Annotated in this window: 15 protein-coding genes; 1 reads left to right on the top strand and 14 read right to left on the bottom strand. The window is 69.8% G+C overall.

All coding sequences use genetic code 11. The features are described from left to right. The first annotated feature begins 211 nt into the window (after positions 1-211). Positions 212-424, top strand: a complete 213-nt coding sequence (locus tag BUE42_RS33175; protein WP_073467951.1) for a hypothetical protein — start codon at positions 212-214, stop codon at positions 422-424. A gap of 352 nt (positions 425-776) precedes the next feature. Here the strand turns inward: BUE42_RS33175 and BUE42_RS24690 are convergent, their stop codons facing one another. The 14 genes from BUE42_RS24690 to BUE42_RS24765 all read right to left on the bottom strand — a co-directional run bounded on the left by BUE42_RS24690 (position 777) and on the right by BUE42_RS24765 (position 19,162). After that, complete coding sequence (locus BUE42_RS24690; protein WP_073467952.1) at positions 777-1,421, bottom strand: dihydrofolate reductase family protein; 645 nt, start codon at positions 1,419-1,421, stop codon at positions 777-779. 66 nt (positions 1,422-1,487) lie between these two features. Continuing rightward, entirely contained in the window at positions 1,488-2,654 is a 1,167-nt protein-coding gene (locus tag BUE42_RS24695) for an AAA family ATPase (protein WP_073467953.1), read from the bottom strand. Positions 2,655-2,657: 3 nt separating this feature from the next. Then, positions 2,658-3,566 carry an RNA ligase family protein gene (locus BUE42_RS24700; RefSeq protein WP_073467954.1) on the bottom strand — a complete coding sequence of 303 codons (909 nt, stop codon included), beginning with the start codon at positions 3,564-3,566 and terminating at the stop codon, positions 2,658-2,660. A gap of 185 nt (positions 3,567-3,751) precedes the next feature. Beyond that, the gene (gene dsbD / locus BUE42_RS24705) at positions 3,752-5,617 is read right to left on the bottom strand and encodes a protein-disulfide reductase DsbD (protein WP_073467955.1); all 1,866 of its coding nucleotides are present in this window, start codon (positions 5,615-5,617) and stop codon (positions 3,752-3,754) included. After that, positions 5,614-6,756 carry a hypothetical protein gene (locus tag BUE42_RS33520; RefSeq protein ID WP_200799020.1) on the bottom strand — a complete coding sequence of 381 codons (1,143 nt, stop codon included), beginning with the start codon at positions 6,754-6,756 and terminating at the stop codon, positions 5,614-5,616. The genes dsbD and BUE42_RS33520 overlap by 4 nt, the downstream gene beginning before the upstream one ends. Next, a complete protein-coding gene (locus tag BUE42_RS24715; RefSeq protein ID WP_200799021.1) occupies positions 6,753-8,258 on the bottom strand; it encodes a pectate lyase family protein in 1,506 nt (501 codons plus the stop codon). The genes BUE42_RS33520 and BUE42_RS24715 overlap by 4 nt, the downstream gene beginning before the upstream one ends. 55 nt (positions 8,259-8,313) lie before the next feature. After that, positions 8,314-10,017: a glycoside hydrolase family 6 protein gene (locus tag BUE42_RS24725; RefSeq protein ID WP_143171735.1), complete on the bottom strand. Its 1,704-nt coding sequence runs from the start codon at positions 10,015-10,017 to the stop codon at positions 8,314-8,316. Positions 10,018-10,055: 38 nt separating this feature from the next. After that, entirely contained in the window at positions 10,056-11,360 is a 1,305-nt protein-coding gene (locus tag BUE42_RS24735) for a glycoside hydrolase family 5 protein (RefSeq protein WP_073467959.1), read from the bottom strand. Positions 11,361-11,378: 18 nt separating this feature from the next. Further along, the gene (locus BUE42_RS24740; protein WP_073467960.1) at positions 11,379-12,554 is read right to left on the bottom strand and encodes a DUF3570 domain-containing protein; all 1,176 of its coding nucleotides are present in this window, start codon (positions 12,552-12,554) and stop codon (positions 11,379-11,381) included. Next, positions 12,541-12,768, bottom strand: a complete 228-nt coding sequence (locus BUE42_RS24745; protein ID WP_073468042.1) for a DUF4266 domain-containing protein — start codon at positions 12,766-12,768, stop codon at positions 12,541-12,543. Before BUE42_RS24745 ends, BUE42_RS24740 begins: the two co-directional genes overlap by 14 nt. A 5-nt stretch (positions 12,769-12,773) precedes the next feature. Then, entirely contained in the window at positions 12,774-13,265 is a 492-nt protein-coding gene (locus BUE42_RS24750) for a TlpA family protein disulfide reductase (RefSeq protein WP_073467961.1), read from the bottom strand. Beyond that, the gene (locus tag BUE42_RS24755) at positions 13,265-15,850 is read right to left on the bottom strand and encodes a choice-of-anchor D domain-containing protein (protein ID WP_083614530.1); all 2,586 of its coding nucleotides are present in this window, start codon (positions 15,848-15,850) and stop codon (positions 13,265-13,267) included. The genes BUE42_RS24750 and BUE42_RS24755 overlap by 1 nt, the downstream gene beginning before the upstream one ends. A gap of 4 nt (positions 15,851-15,854) precedes the next feature. Further along, the gene (locus BUE42_RS24760; RefSeq protein ID WP_073467963.1) at positions 15,855-17,345 is read right to left on the bottom strand and encodes a DUF1552 domain-containing protein; all 1,491 of its coding nucleotides are present in this window, start codon (positions 17,343-17,345) and stop codon (positions 15,855-15,857) included. Continuing rightward, a complete protein-coding gene (locus BUE42_RS24765) occupies positions 17,342-19,162 on the bottom strand; it encodes a DUF1592 domain-containing protein (protein ID WP_083614532.1) in 1,821 nt (606 codons plus the stop codon). Before BUE42_RS24765 ends, BUE42_RS24760 begins: the two co-directional genes overlap by 4 nt. Positions 19,163-19,315: the final 153 nt, after the last annotated feature.

A 19,315-nucleotide genomic window follows, 5' to 3' on the forward strand; every position in this document is an offset into this window, starting at 1 on the left:
CCGACGATCAACGGATAGGCGTTGTCGCTCTTGTAGCCGGACGGAACGCGAACCCAGAAATCGCGCGTCACGCCATCTGAAGTCAGCGTGTATTTGCCGCTCGCGAACTGGGCGGCTTTGCCGCATCCGGCGCTCTTGTTGGAGGGAGCAGGAGCAGGAGCAGGAGCAGGAGCAGGAGCAGGAGCAGGAGCAGGAGCAGGAGCAGGAGCCGGTGCTGGTGCTGGTGCTGGTGCTGGTGCTGGTGCTGGTGCTGGTGCTGGTGCTGGTGCTGGTGCTGGTGCTGGTGCTGGTGCTGGTGCCGACCCAATCGGTGCCGCGGTGTCCGAGTCGTGGCCTCCCCCGCAGGCAGACAGCACCATGGCGCACAGCAGTGCACTCGTCGCAGTGGCGCGTCCGGGACGTCGGTTTGGCATGCTCATCGTGAAGATCCTGTTGCGTCAAAGTGGTTGCGACGCGCCCATCGCACTCGACATGCGGCGCCCTCGATTTCGGCGCTAGTGTGTGAGTCGCGATGTCAGCAAAGCTGACGAAACTTGCGGAGTCGACGGATGCCGCGCGGGGCGTTGGCGCAGCGAGACGTCATGCAACAGGATGCAATTTCGATTTACATCGAAATGCACAGCTCATTCGATGTGCTCACCCGCCATTTTCGGCCATTGTGTGAGGCGCAGTTTCAGGAGAATTGACGAGCCATTGACGATTCAATGGCCGCGGCATGGGTTGTTGCAACAGGATGCAAGCCCCTACCTCTCGCGTTCACCGACGTGGCTGGTGCCTCAGCCCTTCGCCAGCACCACGTGCTGCGCCTTCGCCGTCCCCACATGCTCGGTGCACCGGAACCCCTGTGCCGTGAGGTCGATGCCCGACAGCAGCGATTCGCCACGCCCCAGCAGCGTCGGCGAGACCGCGAGGTGCATCTCGTCGATCAGCCCGGCCTGCAGGTACTGGCGGATCGTCGCGACGCCGCCACCGACGCGCACGTCCTGGCCCTTGGCCGCATCGCGTGCGCGTTCCAGCGCCTCGTGGATCCCGCCGGTGACGAAGTGGAAGGTCGTGCCGCCCTTCATCTCCAGCGGCGCGCGCGCATGGTGCGTCAGCACGAACACCGGCACGTGGTACGGCGGCGTGTCGCCCCACCAGCCTTTCCATTGATCGTCGGGCCAGGGCCCGCGCACCGGCCCGAACATGTTGCGCCCGAGGATCCAGGCGCCCACGTTCTCGAAGCTGCGCTTCGCGAAGCCGTCGTCGGCATTGGCCTCGCCGCCTGCCTTGCCGAACATCTGCTGGAAGGTCGTGGTGCCGAAGAACCACTCATGCAGCGTTTCGCCGCCGACGCCGAGCGGGGCCTGCAGGCTCTGGTCGGGGCCGGCACCATAGCCGTCGAGGGAGATCGAGAAGGCAGCGACTCTGAGTCTGGACATGAGGGTCTCCGTGAGAGGGTGATGTCTGAAGGCGACGAACGAGGCCGGCCGGAATCGACAAGCTGCTCAGCGGATTCTGCCCGCCGCCGTGCTGCCGTCGTCCGCCAGGTACTCGACCCGATGCGCCTCCCACGGCATCGGCACCTCCCAGCGGTGCAGCATGCGCAGCAGGTCCTTGTTCGTCAGCGTCGTGTCGCGCTGCCGGTTGCGTGACAGCACCACCGCCGGCGGCACCTCCAGGTACACGAGCCGCACCTGCGCGTCGTACGCGTACAGCAGGTCGAGCGTCTTGCCTCGCATCTCGTTCGACAGGTGCGTCGCATTCCAGACGAAGGCCGCCTTCTCGCGCAGCAGCGACTTCGCCTTGTCGATCGCGTGGTGCGCCGCCCGGCCATCGTTCTCGCCATGCTTCAATCCGAGTTCGGCCTTGGCATCGTCGAACGACACCACCGGCAGCTTGGGCGCATGCTCCGCCACCCAGGTGTCCTTGCCCGACGCGGGCAGCCCGCACATCACCGTCACCTCGCTGCCCGGCACGCGGTGCAGCGGATAGGCGGGGTCGATCGCCATGCCGCGCGCGTACATCAGGCGCGTGTGCGCATCGGCCGCAGGCCAGGGCTGGTCCCAGCAACCCAGCTCGCGCGCGAGTTCGCCGAACAGCTCGATGTCGGCCAGGTGGCCAGCCTGGTCCTCGCAGCGGCGGCCCACCATGTCGGCACGCGCCACCGCAGCCAGCTCGCTCACATCGAGCTCCCACGACAGCCGGCGCACGATGTACTCCGGCGTCTCGCCGCGGCGGCTCGCGAACGCGAAGAACGGCACCTGGTGCACGGCGATGATGCGGCACACCGCCTCGCGCAGCGCGAACGGAACCCCGGCCCGCCACAGCAGCGCGCGCACGTCGATCGCGCCGCGCCGCGAATGGCCCGGCTGCCCGATCGCACCCGTCACCGGGTCGATCACCGTGGTGTCGGGCTTCGCGATGTCGTGCAGCAGCGCAGCGAGGAACATGACGGCCCGGCGTTCGGATGCGGCCGATTGCCATGCAGCATCGGCCAGCAGTGCATCGAGCACCATCCGCGTGTGGATGCCGACGTTGCCCTCGGCATGGTGCCGCGGGTCCTGCGGTGTCTGCTCCAAGGCCATCAGCCCCGGGATCAGCTCGCACCACGCCGCCCAGTGGCAGCTGGCGCCGGGTGCGGGGATGTGGGCTTGCAGTTGTTTCCAGTCCATGGCTCAGTCTCCGTGTTCGTCGACGTCAGCGCGTTCGGGCTTGAACGCCTTCAGCGCATCGAGCGACGTGATCGTGCGCAGGCCGAGCGTGGCCCAGTCGACATTCACGGTCGGCGCATACAGGTCCACGCCCTGGGCCAGCAGGTTCGGCAGGATGGGCCGCTGCAGGTGGTGCGAGCCCGAATCGAGGATCGTCTGCAGGAAGTCGTGCCGCACGAGCTTGTAGCGCGCCTCGACGTGGTCCGCGTTCTCGACCTTCAGGTACAGGCCTTCCGATGCATCGCTGTCGTTGGTCTGCTGCCAGGTCAGCGCGAGCGGCAGGCCCTCGCGCTGCACGTGCTGCTCGAAGCGGGTGCGCCAGCCGGCGCTCTTCGCGAGCGAGCGGAAGATCAGCTTGCGCAGCAGCTTCGGGTCGGTCGGCATCGGGCCGGCGTAGAGCACCGGCACCGAGACGATGGGCAGCCCGGCGAGCATCTCGTGGCGCCGCGCCGTCGACAGGAAGCGGCCGCTCGCCCGATCGAGCAGGTCGAACTCCAGCAGCAGGTGCGGCAGGCGGTCGTACCACACCGAGTGCTTCGCGTGCATCGCCTCGCCGTAGAGCAGCCAGCGATCCTCGAGCACATGCAGCAGGCGGTCCGCATGGGCATGCGCCCAGGGCTTCAGCCAGTTGAACTGGCGCTCGCTGCCGCCGCCGGTGAGGTAGTGGCCGCGCGACTGCAGCAGCAGCTCGCCGCCGTCGGTGAACGACAGGCCGCAGTTCGCGCCGTCGAATTTCTCTTCGATCACGACGTGGCGGCCGGCCAGCGCGCGCAACGGCATCTGGTCGGACGCGTCGTCACCATCTTGCAGCCGGCTGCCTTCGAGGTGGGCCGTGCGCGGGTATTTCGTGAGGTCCAGCGAGTGGAGGTTCATCGTCGTCTCCGAGGTTCAGGGGGATGAACCGACGACGATGGCCGTGGGGTACGGCAGCAAGGTGCAGACGCGGGCGCAGTGTTGCGCCTCGCGGATCAGGCGGGTCGTCGGTCAGGCGGTGACGAGGGCGCGGGGCACGTTGAACTCCAGCTGCACAGAGGCGTTGGGTGAAAAGAAGGGCGCGATCATAGCCCAGCGGCAGTCAGCGCCTCGCCGAACTCCGCCGGCGCCTGGAACCCCACCACCCGCGTACCCGCCTTCTCGCGGCCCGCGCCGTCGAAGAACACGATCCCCGGCGGCCCGAACAGCCCGAAGCGTTTCAGCAGCACCTTGTCGTCGGCGCTGTTCGCCGTCACGTCCACTTGCAGCAGCAGCGCGTTGTTCATGCGCGCCTGCACCGGTGCCTTGTTGAAGGTCAGGTGCTCCATCTCCTTGCACGAGACGCACCAGTCGGCATAGAAGTCCAGCATCGCCGTCTTGCCGCCCGCGCTGCCCAGCGCCGCGTCGAGCTCGGCCACGTTGCGCACGCGCTTGAAGGCAGGGCCTTCGACCGCCGCCTGCGCCACACCGCCGCGCGCGCCGCCACCGCTGAAACCCGCCAGCGGCTGCAGCAGGTCGCCGCCGCCCGACAGCGCGCCAGCCACCTGCGCCACGCCGACCAGGCCCAGTACCAGCGCCACACCGCGCAACAGGCGGTGCTTGCCCGACGATGGCGCCGAGCGGCCGTCGAACAGCCACGCCGCGCCGACCAGCAGCCCGGCCCCGACGATGCCCATCACGACCGCCGACGGCAGCACCGGCGACACGATCCACAGCGCCACGCCGAGCAGCAGCACGCCGAACAGGTGCTTCACGCCTTCCATCCACGCGCCGGTGCGCGGCAGCAGCGAGCCGGCCGACACGCCGACCAGCAGCAGCGGCACGCTCATGCCGGCCGCCAGGCTGAACAGCGCGAGCCCGCCGATCAGCACGTCGCGCGACTGACTGATGAAGACCAGCGCACCGGCCAGCGGCGCCGCGACGCACGGCCCGACGATCAGCGCCGACAGCCCGCCCATCGCGAACACGCCCACGTGCTGCCCGCCACGCAGCTTGCCCGCGCCGGCGTTCAGCTTCTCCTGGATCCCGCTCGGCATCTGCAGCTCGTACACGCCGAACATCGACAGCGAGAGCAGCGCCAGCAGCAGCGCAAAGGCACCGAGCACCCAGGCGTTCTGCAGCGCGGCGGCCAGCCCTTCGCCGGCCAGCCCGGCCGCGACGCCGAGCGCGGTGTAGACCATCGCCATGCCCAGCGAGTACGCGAGCGCCAAGCCGAACCCGCGCGCCCGTGACACCGGGCCGCTGGTGCCGACGATGATCGACGACAGGATCGGCACCATCGGCAGCACGCAGGGCGTGAACGACAGCAGCAGCCCGGCGACGAGGAACACGCCGGCGACCGTCAGCAGGTTGCCCGAGCGCAGCGCCGATTCGACGCGGCCGCTGGCCGACTCGGTCGCCGCAGGTGCCGCGGCGGTCGACGTGACGGGTGCTGCAGTGGTGGTGGCCGCAGCCACCGTGGCTTCCGGCAAGCCCTCCGGCAGCCACGACACCTGCTGCAGCGCGCCGTCCTTCACGCGCGCGCTGATGCCGGCGTTCTGCGGCGGATAGCACAGCCCCTTGTCGGCACAGCCCTGGTAGCTGATGGCGACACCGAAGTCACCGCTCGCGCTGCGCAACGGCAGCACCACCGTGACGGCACCCCGCAGCGTCTCGACGTACTTGCCGAAGCCCTCGTCGTACTCCTGCTTGCCATGCGGCAGCACCGGCTCGGCCAGCGCCGCAGCGCCGCCCGCCGTGGCGACCGGCGCACCGACCGTGATCCGATCACGGTACAGGTGATACCCCGGCGCCACGTCGACGCGCAGCTCGATGGTCTGCGCATCGCGAACCTGCACGCTGCTGCGAAACGCCTGCGCCGGGTCGAGGAACTCGTCCGCCGCAAAGGCCGGCGCCGCCAGCAGCGCCACGGTGGAAACCAGGCCACGCCACATCGAACGCCACCTCGTCATGATCCGCACCCGATGCGGCTGGTGTGCAGCGCGACGTCGTCGAGCCACACGGTGTTGCCATTGCCGCCGTAGGCTTCCCAGCCCAGCTTCAGGTCGGTGACCTGCGGCTTCCACGCAGGCCGGCTCGCGAGCCAGGCCTGGTCCACGTCGGCGGTCTGCGTCGAATCGAGCTGCAGTGCGGCCACGGCCGTGCCGTTGACCCAGGTCTGCATCGTGCCCATCGCCGAGTTCAGCCCGAACTCGATGCAGGTCCAGGTGGCGGCCGGCAGCTTCGCGCTCAGCGAGATGCCGGTCGGGCTCAGCGACGGCAGCGTCGCGTCGTCCTTCGAGCGGTTCCACATCAGGATGCCGCTCTGCCCGCCCATGCGCAGGTCCTGCATGCTGCCGTCGACCGATTCGATCGCGTCGTGCATCGACATGAAGGTCACGTGCGGGTCGCCCAGCGCCGTCGCGAGCCGGATGTAGAAGCGGCCGTAGACCACCGAGCCCATCGTCGCCACCTTGCTGTTGATGATGAAGGCGTGGCCGCAGTAGCTGCTGCCCGGGTCGATGCGCACCGATTGCTTGCCGCCGTGCGAGACCGCGCTGTCGATCGTCGCCTTGCCGCTGCCGTCGAAACAGTTCGGCCCGCCGACGCTCCACAGCGCCGGGTTCGGCACCGCGCCGGCGGTGGTCGACTCGAAGTCGTCGCACAGCGCGAGGTCGGTACAGGCCAGCGTGGCAGGTGCAGGGGCGGGCGCTGGCGCGGGTGCCGGGGAAGGCGCAGGCGCCGGAGCGGGCGTCGGCGCCGGGGCCGGCGCCGGTGTGGGAGCAGGAGCAGGCGCGGGCGTGGGAGCCGGCGCGGGGGCCGGTGCCGGGGAAGGCGCCGGTGCGGGCGCCGGTGCGGGTGCCGGTGAGGGAGACGGCGCGGGCGCGGGGGCCGGCGCAGGCGAAGGTGCCGGAGCCGGTGAAGGAGCAGCAGGCGACGGCGCGGGCGCGGGTGCCGGGGCAGGTGCCGGCGTGCCGGTCACCGGCCCGAGCTCCGAGCCGGTGCTGTTGCCACCGCTCCGGTTCGTGTCGTCCGATCCCCCGCCGCAGCCGGCCAGCAGAACGGCCGACACCGCGATGAACAACGGGCCCAGGCCCGCGCCGGATCTCATGGCTTGACCGTCAGCTTGCCGACGCCGGCTTGCGCCTGCACCGAAGCCTTCACCGATGCCGCCGGCAGCAGCGCGCTGCGGCTGTACGGCACCGTCCAGCCCACGTCGCTCGCGAAGCTGCACTGCGACAGGTTCAGCGCCGCGCCGTTCACCAGCGAGCCGGCGTCGGTGATCGCGCCGGTCTTGCTCGACGAGCCCGGGTTCTTCAGCACGCTCGCGCAGCTGTTGGCACCCTGGATCTCGAACACGTTGGCCTCCGAGATGATCTTCGCCAGGTAGGCCACGCCGATGCTGTAGCCGTGCGGGTAGGCCGCGTCGGCCTTGCTGCCCACGTACAGGTTGTTGTACACGTGCACCTTGCCGAAGCGGACGCGCGGTGCGCGCTCGGTGATGTTGGTGAACAGGTTGTTGTGGAAGGTCACCGTCAGGTGGCCGTTGTCGCTGGTCTTGCTGTCCGACGAGCCGATCAGGTTGTTCTTGTCGTGCTGGTCGAAGACGTTGTGCGAGATCGTCACGTAGTCCGAACCGTTCTTCACGTCCAGCGAGCCGTCATGGCACTGCTTGCGCTTGCCGTTGACGACCGGCAGCAGGTCGTCGGTGACCGGGGCGTCGGTGAACTTGTTGTGGTCGATCCACACGTGGGTCGAGTCGTCCACCGTGATGCCGTCGAACTCCGAGTTCCAGTTGCCGGTGGAGCCGTCGTTCGGGTCCCACAGCGGCGACACGTCGCACGGATCGATGATGGTCAGGTTGCGGACGATCACGTTGTCGACGCTGTTGATCTTGATGTTCGCGTTGACCAGGCCTGCGGTCGAGCCGACGCCGATCAGCGTCGTGTTGCTGCCGAGCTTCAGCTCGCCGCGATTGGCCTGGTCCGACGTGCTCTTGAACGCGCCGCCGTTGTCGGCTGCGGCCATGTCGATGCGGCCGGTGACCTTGATGATCTTGGCGTTGTCGCCGCCGGCCTTGATGGCAGCGAGCAGTTCGGTCGCGGTGTCGACCCGGTAGATCGCCGCTGCCGCAGCGGTCGAGCCGCCGCGCGTGCCGCCGGACTGGCTGGCCCAGCCGGTGGCCGGAGCGACTTCGGTGCTGGCGTCGGCCGACGGCGCGGGGGCCGGAGCCGGGGCAGGCGCGGGGGCCGGCGCAGGAGCAGGAGCAGGAGCGGGCGTGGGAGCCGGTGCGGGCGAAGGTGCGGGAGCCGGTGCCGGCGCAGGTGCCGCGGTCGGGCCGACCGCGCACTTCTTCGCCTTGCCGGGGTACGGGTCCGAGCCGAAGGTCGCGGTGGTGCAGGCGATGTTGCCCGACAGCGTCTTCGTCACGAACTTGTCCTTGATGCCGAACGAGACCGAGCGCTTGGCGCTGCCGGCCTTGCAGGTCTCTCCTTCATCGGCGCACTTCGAGTAGCCGGACGGCCAGTCCTTGGCGAAGGCGGGCGATGCGACGGTGGCGAACAGTGCGGCGACGGCAAGGGCCGCGGCGCGGGGGCGATGGGAAGGGTTCACAGTAGTTGCTCCTGGGTGGATGTCGAAGATGTCGAATGGGGTGATGCGCTGACCGTCACTTGATCGCCGGGTAGGCATTGCGCAGCAGCATCAGGAATTGGTCGTGGAACCACTGGCCGGCATGCGGCGCGCCGCTCAGCGCGTCGACGTTGCCCGAGCCGCACATCGCGTCGAAGCGCTTGCCGTCGGCGTTCGGCGTGTTGGCCGTGCTGTCGCTGGTGCCGTCGGAATCGCCGGGCGGCTTCACGAACACGAAGGCGTCCACGTAAGGGCGGTTCGCATCCGGATTGGCGCGCGGCCGTTCGCCGATGCCGGTGTTCTTCACGTTGCACCAGTTGCCGCGGTGGGCGCGACGGTCGACGCGCATGTCGTCGACGTCGGCGGCGGCCTGGGTGGGCCTGGCCGCGCCGCCCCAGCCGTTGCGCGAGGTGTCGACGAGGAACGACAGCGTGTTCGGAAAGCCGGCGTCCACGAACTTCGTGCGCAGCCTGTCGACATACGTTTGCTCGTCGACCACGTGGTTGTATTCGTAGAACTGGGTCGTGCCGCCGGTCTCGACGTACTTCGGGGAACCGTCGAAGAACGGCTCCTGCAGCGGCGTGTAGTTCGCGGTGTTGGTCGCGAAACCGCGGATGATGCCGAGGCTGCCGCTCGGCGTCGCGCCCTTCACCAGGTTGACGAAGCCGGTGATGGCCTTGCCGAGGTTGTCGTCCCAGCCGAGCCAGCCCGAGTGCGCGATGTCGAGGTACATGTACACGTTCTTCAGCGTCGACAGCTTGTTCAGCGTGTACTGGATGCCCTGCACGTAGACGCCCTTGCTGTTCACCGAGTCGCACACCGCCTTGCCGATGCCGACGTTGGTCAGCATGTTCGGGAACGAGTCCGGCTCGATCACCGTGACGATGCGCAGGCCGGCATACGCCGGGCGCGCGAGGATCTCGGCGATGCGGTCGATGTACTGGGTCTTGTACTTCGTCATGCCGTCGTTGGCCGAGCTCAGTTCGCCGTTCGACGCGAGCGCCGCGCAGTCGCGGTCGGGCAGGTCGTACACCACCAGCTGGATCGTCAGCGGCTTCAGCGTGCTGCCGCTCAGCGCCTTCTGCTGGGCAAGGGCCGCGTCGAGGTGGTCGACCAGGCCCATCGCGCCGCCGCTGGCCTTGGCGCCATCGATCGCGCCGATGCGGTCCAGCCACACGGCGGTCGGGAACTTGGCGGCGGCCTTCACCAGCGCGGTGTCGGTGGCCGACGCGGTCACGCGGGTCAGCGATTGCGCGACCTTGTTGCCGTAGTCGGGGTCGATGTAGAACAGCGCATCGGCGTACGGGTTGCCGGTGGTGATCAGGCCGGTCGCGGGGGCTGGTGCCGGAGCGGGCGACGGTGCCGGGGAGGGCGAAGGCGAAGGTGCCGGCGAGGGCGCGGGTGCCGGTGCCGGAGCCGGGGACGGCGTCGGTGCAGGCGCCGGGGCGGGCGAGGGGCTCGGTGCTGGAGCCGGTGCGGGCGACGGCGAAGGAGCCGGGGCCGGGGCCGGCGAGGGCGCAGGCGAGGGGGTCGGTGCCGGAGACGGCGCGGGTGACGGCGACGGGGCCGGCGAAGGCGACGGCGCCGGGGACGGCGTGGTCGTCGGTGCGGGCGCCGGCGCGTTGCTCGTCGGCGACGGCGCCGGGTTGTCATTGCCGTCGTTGCCACCGCAGGCGGCGAGAACGAGCGAGAACAGCAGGCTCACACCGGCGCGTCCGCGCTGGCGTTTTGGGCTTGTCATGGGGATTCCCTCGATGTGTTGAATTCAGGAAAAGCAGGTCACTGCAGGTACGGCTTCAGCACGGCCATCTGCGGCTTGTCGGTGCTGCCTGCGGGTTCGATCGAATACATGTAGCTGCCCCACCAGGGGCCGGCGGCCCACCAGACCCAGCCGGCCCAGACGTCGGCGTTGGTCTTCAGGTGGCCGAGCGCGCTGGCCACGGCCAGGTCGCAGGTGGCGTTCGATGCAGCGCCGACCTCGCCGAGCACGGCGCGGTAGCCGTTGCTGCGCGCCCAGGTCGTGAAGGCCTGCAGGCGCTCGGCGCCGATGGTGGCGCTGGCGCAGTCCGGCTTGGTGCCGGACGAGTCGGCGTCGAGGTACTGGTGCACCTCGAACACCATGTTCTTGCCCGGGTCGACGATGCCCTTCATCACGGTGCCGTTCGCGGTGCCGTACCAGTTCTCGAGCCAGCTGTGCGCGCCGGTCCAGGCGTTGCCCGGCACGGTGACGACGTTGGTGGCGCCGGTGCTGCGGATCGCGGCCAGCGCGGCGTTGGCGGCGGCCAGCCACTGCTCGGTCGCGATGTCGTGCGGCTCGTTCATCAGCCCGAACGCGACGTTCGGGTTGCCCTTGAACTGCGTGGCCAGGCGCGACCAGAAATCGGCGAAGGCCGCGTTCGGCACCTGGGCCGAGCCGATCAGGTTGCCGCGGTAGCGCGCGTAGTTGTGCGGATCGATCAGCACCGTGACGCCGGTGGCGGTCACGTCCCGCACGAAGTTGGTCAGGTTCGCCAGCTCGGTCGCGTCGAAGGCCTGGTTCAGCGACGGCTGCAGCCGCTCCCACAGGAAGGGCAGGCGCACCGCGTTCATGCCCTTCGCCTTGAAGTAGCTGACGCTCGCGGCCGTCGGGTAGACGTAGTCGGCGTTGTAGTTGCCGGGCAGGTTGCCGGGCGCGAACTCGGCGCCGGCCAGGCTGACGGCGCGCCACGAGAGCGTCGCCGCCGACGGGGCGGGTGCGGGCGAAGGGGCCGGTGCGGGCGCAGGCGTGGGGGCAGGCGCAGGCGCAGGTGCGGGTGCGGGAGCCGGTGCGGGCGCAGGCGCAGGCGTGGGAGCTGGTGCCGGTGCCGGTGCAGGGGTCGGCGCGGGCGCCGGTGCTGGCGTGGGAGCGGGTGCCGGCGAAGGCGTGGGCGCAGGCGCCGGTGCGGGCGAAGGTGAGGGAGCAGGAGACGGCGCGGGCGCGGGCGCCGGCGTGCCACCGCCCACCGGCGACGGCGCAGGTGCATCGTCATTGCCGCCACCGCAAGCGGCCAGCACCAGCAAGGCGCTCAGCGCGATTCGGCGGGAACGGAAGAGGGTGTCGTTCATGGGCGTGGTGGTGTCAGGTCAGAAGCGGGTCGCGAGACCCCACTGCACGATCGTCGCGTCGAAGGTGTCGATGCCGGGCGAGCCCTTGCCGCCGATGCGCCAGTCCGAGCGCTGCTGGTAGCGCTCGAGCTTCAGGTCGGTGGTCCAGTTGCCCAGGTGCAGCTCCAGCTTCAGCCCGAGCGTGATGCCGCCGAAGGCCGACAGCCGCTGGTCGGCCGACGAGAACTGCGGCGTGCCGACCGGCCCCGGGTACACCGCGGTGTCGGGCACCGGGTCGTAGTAGAACGACGCGGCGTTCTGCGTGTAGTAGCGGAACGAAGGCGTCACCGAGAACAGGTCCGACACCGGCTGCACCCACGCCGTCTCCAGCGTGTTGGAGCGGATGCCGAAGGTGTCGCTGTAGTAACGGTAGCTCGCGCGCAGCGTGCCCGACACCGACTCGAAGTGGTGGTTCCAGCGCAGCATGCCTATGCTCGCATCGCGCTCGCGCGGCCGGTGGTCGTACAGCTTGTAGGGGTCGTCGAAGTAGCCGCGGCCCACCGAGTAGGTCAGGCTCAGCTGCGCGATGTCGCGCGGCGACAGCGCCTGCGTCACGCCCAGCGTCAGCTCCGAGGTGTTCTTGCGCTCGTCCACCACGATCTCGTTGACCGGGTCGATGCGGTCGCGCGTGCCGGCGATGCCGATGTTGAACGTGGTGTTGTTGTCGGCGGTCGAGATGCGGCCCTCGAGCGAGATCGCGCTCGACTTGTAGTCGTGCTCGCTCGAATGCGCGGTGCCGAGCGCGAGCGCGCCGCGCTCGAAGTAGCGCGTCACCTTCAGGTCGCCGGCCTTGCGCTTGTCTTCCATGCCCGGCGAGCGCGAGGCGCCCGACACGTCGCTGTAGTAGCGCGGCGTCGCGCCCGACACGTCGTCGATCACGCCCGAGCCCTCGACCGACCAGCGACCCATCGGCACCAGCAGGTACAGCGACGGCGCCTTCACGGTGATGCGGTTCAGCCGGCTGCCTTCGCTGCCGTCGTAGTACGGGTAGCGCACGTTGACGGCCTGGCTGTCCTTGTACTGCAGGTACTTGAACGCGATCAGGCCGTGCTCGGGCGGGTCTTCGGCATGCGCCGCGCCCGCGGCCAGCACGCCCGGCAGCGCGATCGCGGCGGCCACGAGGCTGCCGACGCGTTGGCTCTTAGTTGCAGCCACAGCCACCTCCGCCGACGCCGGAGCCGCCTGAGGCTGCTTCCTTGCTGTTCAGGATGTGCACGTCGAAGCGGCCCTCGAGGGCGTCGCCGCCGAGCGTCATCTCGGGCTTCGCGAGCAGGCCCTTCTCCCACGGCTGCGGCGGCTGCAGCACGGAACAGCCGCCCAGGCCGGCGGCGAGCGCGAGCACGAGTGCGGTGGCGAGGGTCTTCTTCATGGCCATCACTTCAGTGCCGCGACGATCGCGTCTTCAAGCGCCTTGCGCTCGTCATCGCGGAAGCCGGCATGCATCTGGACGACCTTGCCGTCGGCGCCGATCAGCACCGAGGTCGGCATGCCCTTGATGCCGTAGCGCTTCGGCGTGTCGCCCTGCGCGTCGAAGGCCAGCACGAAGGTGGCCGGCACCTCGGCCAGGAACTTGTCGGCATCGGCGCGCTTGGAATCGAGGTTGATGCCGACGATCTGCAGCCCCTTCGCGCCGTACTTCGCCTGCATCTCGTTCATCCACGGGAACGACTGCTTGCACGGGCCGCACCACGAGGCCCAGAAGTCGAGGTACACGACCTTGCCCTTCATGGCACCCAGGTTCACCGCGCCGCGCGAGCCGTTCAGCTGGAACTCGGGGGCGGCCGTGCCGGCGTCGATGGCGGCTGCGGGCAGCGCGGCGAAGAGGCTGGCGCACAGGGCCAGCGTGAGGGCGGAGAAGCGGTTCATCAGAGCGTTTCCTTGGCGAAAGACACAGAAGCGGGATTCAGTGAAGCAGCGCTGCGACGGCGCAGCTGCAGCGCCGCGATGGCCAGCACCAGCAGCGCGAGCCAGCGGGCGTCGAGCGCGCCGGCGCCTTCGTTGGTCGACGGGGTGTCGGCCTGCGCCGACAGCGGCACCTGGGTGGTCTGGCCGGCCGCCGACGTCACCTTCAGCGTGCCCTGCATCGCGCCGCCCGTGCCGGGAGCGAACACCACCGTCACCGTGCACGATTTGCCGGCTGCCAGCGTCCACGGCACGCCCGGGCAGGCGTCAGCCGCCGAGCCGGACGCGACGATGAAGCCTGCCGTCGTCGTGACGGCCGAGATCGTCGCGGTGGTCGCCGAGCTGTTGGCGATGCGCACCGTCAGCGGCTCGCTGCGGTCGCCGGTGCGCACCGAGGTCGAGCGGTAGTCGAGGGCCGTCGGCGTCACGGCGAGCGTGCCGGTGGCCGGCGTGTCGGGCGGCGTCGTGCCGCCGCCACCACCACCGCCGGTGTTCGGCGGCGTGGTGCCCCCACCGCCACCGGTGTCGGGCGGCGTCGTGCCACCGCCCCCACCGCCGGTCGAGCCCGCCACGCCGCTGCCGCTCAGCGCGACCTCCGGCGGGTTGCTGCCGCTCGATGCCACCAGCAGCACCGCGCTGCGCACGCCGGCCACGTCGGGCACGAAGCTCACGATCACCGTGCAGCTCGCCGCCGCGGCCAGCGTCACGCCGCCCACGCAAGTGCCGCCGCCGACTGAGAACGCCTCGGCCTGCGCGCCCGAGGTGCCGATCGACGACACCGTCACGGGGCCTGGCCCGTTGTTCACCAGCGTCAGCGGGCTGCCCACCGCCGTCTTGCCGACCTCGGTCGACGCGAACTGCAGCGAGTTGGTGTTGCCCGACCAGGCCAGCACCGGCAGCACCGCCGTCGTGCCCTGGCCGGTCAGCACCACGCTGTTCGGCGAGCTGAACGCGTTCGACGTGATCGTCACCGTCTCGGCCGCGTTGTCGGTCGCCGGCGCGTAGGTCACCGTCAGCGTGCAGCCGATGCCCGGCGCAAGGCTGGCCGCGCAGTCGTGCGTTGCCTTGAACTCGGTCGAGCTGCTGACGATGCTGGCGATCTGCAGCGCCGCGCTGCCGGTGTTCGACACCGTCACCGTGCGCGGCACCGAGCTCGTGCCCATCGACACCTGGCCGAAGCCGATCGCCGGCTGCGACAGCGTCAGCTCCGGCGACGCGATCGCGATGCCGACCCCGCCGACCGACAGCGAAGCGGTGCCGCCGGGCGCGTTGCTCGCGATCTCGACGCTGGCCGAGCGCGGGCCGAGTGCACTCGGCTTCAGCGCCACCGTCACCGTGCAGGTGGCGGCCGGCACCACCGTCGCGGCGGCACAGGTGCCGCCGAGCACGATGTCGGCCGCGTTGGTGCCGCTCGCGCTGACCTTGCTGATCTTCAGGTCCGCCTGGCCGTTGTTCGTGACCGTCGCGGTGCGCGCGGCACCGGTGGTCGCGAGGCCTTGCGCCCCCAGGTCGAGCACGATCGCGTCCAGCGCCAGCCCGGGCTGCGCGTTCGCATTGCCGGTGCCGGCGAGCGACACCGCGGCGGCCGTGCTGCTCGCGCTGTGGCCGATCATCAGGCTCGCGGCGCGCGCGCCGGTGGCCGTCGGCTTGAAGCTGACGTCGATGAAGCAGTTGCTGCCGGCGGCGACGCTGCCGCCCGCCTTGCAGGTCGAGGCCGAGCCGATCGCGAACTCCGAAGCCTGCGCGCCGCTCACCGTCAGCGTGTTGACCGTCAGCGCCGCGGTGCCGCTGTTGCCCAGCGTCACGCGCAGCGGGTCCGAGCTCGTGCCCACCGTCTGCGCGAAGGTCAGCGCGGTCGGCGACAGCGTCACCACCGGCGAGCTGTCGACGCCGGTGCCCGACAGCGATGCGGCGCTGCTGCCGGTGGCGCCGTTGTGGCCCACCGTCAGCGTGGCCGAGCGCGTGCCGGCGAGCGTCGGCTTGAAGCTCACGGTGACCGAGCAGGCGGTGCCGGCCGCGAGCGACGTGCCCACCGCGCAGGTGCCACCGCTCACCGTGAAGTCGCTGCCGGCGGTCAACGCGATGCTCTTCAGCACCAGCGCCGCGCCCGCGCCCACCGAGTTGTTGACCGAGAAGGTCTGCGCGGCGCTGGTGGTGCCCAGCGCCTGGCTGGTGAAGCTGATGCTGGACGGGCTGATCGACGGCGCCGGCTCCGGCGTGGTCGGCAGGTAGCTCGGCGTGCGGCCGAGCTGCTGGCCGATGTAGGCCGCCAGGTCGTTCAGCTGCGCATCGGTGAGCTTGCCCTGCAGAAAGGTCATCTGCGTGTTCTTCGGGATGATGCCCTTGATGTTGGACGCGCTCGTGCCATTGGCGATGCGGTTCAGCGGGTTCGCCGGGATCGAGCCGTGGCAGGCGCCGTTGTTGCAGCTCTGCTTGCCGGCGACCAGCGTGGTCGTGAACAGCATCTGGCCGTTGGTGGCGCTCTGCGCGAGCACCGGCCCGGCGACTGCCATGAGGAGGAGAAGGGTGACGCGCTTCATGGAGTCCATCACGTCAGGCCTTCATCCACGGCAGGTCCTGCCCGGCCACCGACCAGATCGCGTCGGTGTGGTCGCCGTTGGCGCCGCGCACGTTCGGGTAGCCCCACGCGGTGGTATTGACGTCGCTGGTGCTGACGCCCATCGCGCGCAGCACCATGCCCATCCACTGCGTGTACAGCAGGCCCGAGTACCAGTGCGGGTCCGACGACCAGTTGAACGAGTTCAGGTCGCGGTAGTCGAGCGACTGGCCGGTCTTGAAGTAGCCGCCGGCATCGCCGAGCGCGATGATCGGAATGCAGCGGTTGTGGTGGTGGCCCGGGTTGCCGCCCGAGCCGAGCTCGAAGCCGCTCGCGATCAGCGCCTTGTCGAACAGCGTCTTGCCGTCGGCCGTCTTCACCTGGTCCATCTTCGTGGCCATGTCGAGCATGCAGCTCTCGAACTGCAGCTGCACCGCGGCGTTGAAGCCGGCGCGCTTGGCGCTGTCGTCCAGCGCGTGCGCGTAGTCGTTGTGCCACGCGTGTTCCGGCTCCGGGCCGAAGGTGTACGAGGTGGAACCGTTCACGTAGACGCGGCTGATGCCGGCCGAGAAGGCCGCCACCACGATGTCGTTCCACAGCTGCTCCACCTGCGCCTGGCTCGGCGGCTGGCCATAGAAGCCGGCCGCCGATTCCAGCGACGAGGTGTCGCTGGTCGGGCGCTGGAAGGTGCTGCTGACCGGCGTCTGCGCGAGCTTGCCTTCGACCTGGTTCAGCAGGTCGAGGTAGTCGCCGAGCCGCGACTTGCAGTCGGCCGAGCACGAGGCATCGGCCATCACCAGGTCGGCGTGTTCCTTCACGCGGTCGACCAGCACCGTCTTGTCGGTCGGCGTCGGCGTGCTGCCGCCACCGCCGGCGGCATTCTTGAACAGGCGGTCGAACAGCTTGACGTTGCTCTCGGCGGTCGGCGTCGTCTGCACGGTGGCCGTGCCGGATTTCGACAGCGACACCAGGTTGCGCACGATCGCCGGCTGCAGCACGGCGTTCGGGTAGAAGCTGCTCGCGCTGCCGAGCACCTGGTCGATGGTCGGGCTGGTGGCATCGCCGCCCAGCGTGCCGCCGCGGTTGTGGCCGCCGCTGACCGCGAAGTCGAGCCCGTTGATGATGTTCATGCGCGACAACATCCGCGCCGTCAGCTTCGAGCTCTTGGCCTGCAGGATGTCGCTGATCACCGTCAGGTCGCCCGAGGCCTTGGCGGCAGCCGCGAGCTGCGCCTGGCGGATCGTGATGCCGCCGTAGCTCTGCGTGGCCGCAGGCACCTGGTCGAGCAGCGGCCCGAAGAACTGGCTCTGGAACACGCCGTGCCAGGTGGTGGTGTGCACGAAGAAGCGTTCGGCCGATGCGGCCGCCTCGGTGGCGGCGCGCGCCTCGCGCGGCAGCAGCGAGGGCAGCAAGGGCAGGGCGAGCGCGGTGCCGCCGGCGCCGATCAGGAACTGCCGGCGTGACAAGGGGTTGAATGCGGGTTTCATTTCGCCCTCTGGATCGTGGTGAACTCGGTGCGCAGCGCGATCGAAGCGAACAGGCTGCGCAGGTTGGCGCCGTTGGCGGCCTGCACGCGCAGTGCTTCCATCAAGGCGCCGTCGGCGGCGGTCTCGGAACGGCCGAAGCTGTAGCGGACGTAGTTGCGTGCGAAGCAGCGCTCGAACTGGCCGCTGTCGAGGATGTACTGCTGGGTGGCCGACGGCGAGGCGACGGCGCGCGACGAGCCATCGGCCAGCCGCACCAGCGCGGCGGTGTCGATCGGCTTCTCGCCGAGCAGCCCGCCCTTGTCATCGAGCACGCGCTCGGTCTGGCGCGCCCGGCCCAGCGAGTCGAAGCCCTCGAAGGCGAAGCCCCACGGGTTCATCTGCGTCTTGTGGCAGCCGATGCACGAGGTGCCCTCCATTTCGGTGACACGCTCGACGCGCTGACGCGTGGTCAGCACGCCCGTGAGGTCCGCCTTCGAGTTCGATTGGTCCATCGCCGGGGTCGGCATCGCCTCGCAGGTCAGCCCGAACAGCACGCGGCTGCCGCGCGAGATCGGCAGCGTCGTGTCGGTCGAGCCCTGGGCGATGAAGCCGATGCGGGTGAGCAGGCCCACGCGCGAGGCTTCGGTGAACAGCGGCGGGGCGGTCTTGCCGTCCCACACCGCGGTCTTGTAGAGCGAGGCGATGTCGGCCGTCTTCGCGTACGAATGGCGGTCGGTCAGCACCTGCTGCAGCGAGGCATTGCGCCCCGCCAGGTACGAGACCATGTCCAGCACCTCGTTGACCGCCGCATCGCGCGAGGTCGACAGCGGCTTGAAGCTGCCTGCGAAGGCGTCGAACTTCGGGTCGCCGACCTTGCCGTCCAGCGCGACGAGTTCCTGCAGCCGGAACCAGCCGCCGAAGAAATCGCGCATCGCGCGGTCGGAGCGGCTGTCGGCCATCAGGCGCTGGATCTGCTGGGTGTAGACGGCCGGCTTCAGCAGCGAGCCGTCATCGGCCAGCGTGTTCAGCGCGGCGTCGGGCACCGAGTTCCAGAAGTGCAGCGCGAGCCGGGTGGCCTGCTCGTGCGCCGTCAGCGAGGTGCAGGTGGCGTTGGCATCGGTGGGCGTCTGGCCCTTCTCGACGACGAAGTAGAACTTCGGCGACGCGATCATCGTGCCCAGCACCTTGGCGACCGAGGCCTGGCTCGCGGCATTGCCGGCGGCGGTGCGGTAGACGTTGACCTCGGCGTCGGTCAGCGGCTGGCGGAACAGCAGCCGGCCGGCCTTGCGGATGAAGCCGGTGACGCACGCATCGGCGGTGCCGGTGCAGCTGCCGAGCAGCGTGTTCAGGCGCGTCGCATCAGCGGTCATCGACTTCGCCAGCGCCTCGGCGGTGTCGTGCAGTGCGGTCACCTGGCGCAGGTTCACGCTCGAGTCCAAGCGTTCGTAACCTTTGTGCCGGGATGTATCTGGATTGACCGCGACGTCCGGTGGGAACTGCGTGGTGTCGCGCACCAGCGGCCCGACGCTCGCGGCGAGCGTGGCATCGCCGGTGAGCGCTGTCGTCACGTCGGTCAGCGCGTTGACGACCTGGTCGCGCGTCAGCCGGCGCGGTGCGCCGGGCGCGCTGCAGCCGGGGCCGGCGACGTCGCCCGGCGTCACCGCGGCGATCGTCACCGCGGCAATCTGCGCATGGGGATCGGTGCCGGCGGGCACGACCACGGGGTTGCCGGCGCTGCCTGTTGGCGGCGTGCCGGCAGCGGGCGTCGATTCACTCGAGTCGCCATTGCAGGCCGCGGCTAGCGCGGCGACACAGAGGGCTAGGAGGTGCGATCGCATGGTGCTCTCGGTTGGATGGCTTGTTGCGGGGCTTCGGGGCGCGATTCTGTTGAAAACGCTACCAAGAGAATTGACGGAGGCGTGACTGAGATGTGGCTGTACGAGGAGAACAACGGCACGCAACCGGGCGCAACAGCTGTAACGGTGACGAGT

The organism is Rhizobacter sp. OV335, from assembly GCF_900142965.1.
GTDB lineage: Bacteria > Pseudomonadota > Gammaproteobacteria > Burkholderiales > Burkholderiaceae_C > Rhizobacter.

Excerpts from the sequence above, each read along its gene's own strand:
- BUE42_RS24690 (WP_073467952.1), bottom strand. The coding sequence starts at position 1,421 with ATGTCCAGACTCAGAGTCGCTGCCTTCTCGATCTCCCTCGACGGCTAT.
- BUE42_RS24760 (WP_073467963.1), bottom strand. The coding sequence starts at position 17,345 with ATGAAACCCGCATTCAACCCCTTGTCACGCCGGCAGTTCCTGATCGGC.
- BUE42_RS33520 (WP_200799020.1), bottom strand. The coding sequence starts at position 6,756 with ATGAGATCCGGCGCGGGCCTGGGCCCGTTGTTCATCGCGGTGTCGGCC.
- BUE42_RS24765 (WP_083614532.1), bottom strand. The coding sequence starts at position 19,162 with ATGCGATCGCACCTCCTAGCCCTCTGTGTCGCCGCGCTAGCCGCGGCC.
- BUE42_RS24735 (WP_073467959.1), bottom strand. The coding sequence starts at position 11,360 with ATGAACGACACCCTCTTCCGTTCCCGCCGAATCGCGCTGAGCGCCTTG.
- BUE42_RS24725 (WP_143171735.1), bottom strand. The coding sequence starts at position 10,017 with ATGACAAGCCCAAAACGCCAGCGCGGACGCGCCGGTGTGAGCCTGCTG.
- BUE42_RS24750 (WP_073467961.1), bottom strand. The coding sequence starts at position 13,265 with ATGAACCGCTTCTCCGCCCTCACGCTGGCCCTGTGCGCCAGCCTCTTC.
- BUE42_RS24695 (WP_073467953.1), bottom strand. The coding sequence starts at position 2,654 with ATGGACTGGAAACAACTGCAAGCCCACATCCCCGCACCCGGCGCCAGC.
- dsbD (WP_073467955.1), bottom strand. The coding sequence starts at position 5,617 with ATGACGAGGTGGCGTTCGATGTGGCGTGGCCTGGTTTCCACCGTGGCG.
- BUE42_RS24745 (WP_073468042.1), bottom strand. The coding sequence starts at position 12,768 with ATGAAGAAGACCCTCGCCACCGCACTCGTGCTCGCGCTCGCCGCCGGC.
- BUE42_RS24755 (WP_083614530.1), bottom strand. The coding sequence starts at position 15,850 with ATGGACTCCATGAAGCGCGTCACCCTTCTCCTCCTCATGGCAGTCGCC.
- BUE42_RS24700 (WP_073467954.1), bottom strand. The coding sequence starts at position 3,566 with ATGAACCTCCACTCGCTGGACCTCACGAAATACCCGCGCACGGCCCAC.